Source organism: Maribellus luteus (genome assembly GCF_003576475.1).
GTDB lineage: Bacteria > Bacteroidota > Bacteroidia > Bacteroidales > Prolixibacteraceae > Draconibacterium > Draconibacterium luteum.
The window spans coordinates 1-649 of the sequence record NZ_QWGR01000121.1 but is presented as its reverse complement, the minus strand read 5'-3'; the positions used below and the strand labels follow the sequence as shown (position 1 = coordinate 649).

At 62.1% G+C, this 649-nt stretch carries 1 protein-coding gene; it reads left to right on the top strand.

Annotated elements, in window-relative coordinates:
* Positions 1-465, top strand: a 465-nt coding sequence (locus D1614_RS28200; protein WP_206610163.1) for a GNAT family N-acetyltransferase, incomplete at its 5' end; no start/stop codon positions are given.
* Positions 466-649 lie beyond the last annotated feature (184 nt).

Below are 649 nucleotides of genomic sequence, written 5' to 3'. Positions count from 1 at the left end.
CGAGAAGTGCCGGCCACGGGGATCGTGTTGTCCGATGATTCCGCGTGGCTTCCGCTGGACGATATCTACAACTTCCTGTCACAGGAGACGTTCTGGGCCCGCGGCCTGCCGCGCGTTGTGTTCGACCGATCGGTTGCAAATTCGCTCTGCTTCGCCGCTTATCGGCTGAACGGCGATGGCTCACGTGGGGAGCTTGTTGGTTTTGCGCGCGTCATTACCGATCGGGCGACGTTCGCATACCTGTGCGATGTGTTCGTGCTGCCGGCGATGCGCGGGAAAGGCATCTCACACGCTTTGATGGACTTCCTGCGCGAGCACCCCGACCTGCAGACGCTGCGCCGCACAGTGCTCGTAACAACGGGCGCCGACTGGCTTTATCGCAAACACGGCTTTGCCGATGTGCCGGAGGGTGTCGGGTTCATGCAATTGCATCGGCCGAATATCTACACGGCGGCTTCTGCCTGAAACGCGGGTCGCGCGCGAAAGAAAAAGCCCCGCAATCGCGGGGCTTTCTCGTGGTGCTTGAGGGTGCTTACTCGCCCAGGTAGGCCGCACGCACTTTCGGGTCGTCCAGCATCTGCTTGGCATCGCCGCTCATGGTGATGAGACCGGAGTCCATCACGTAGCCGCGGTGCGCTGCCTGCAGGGC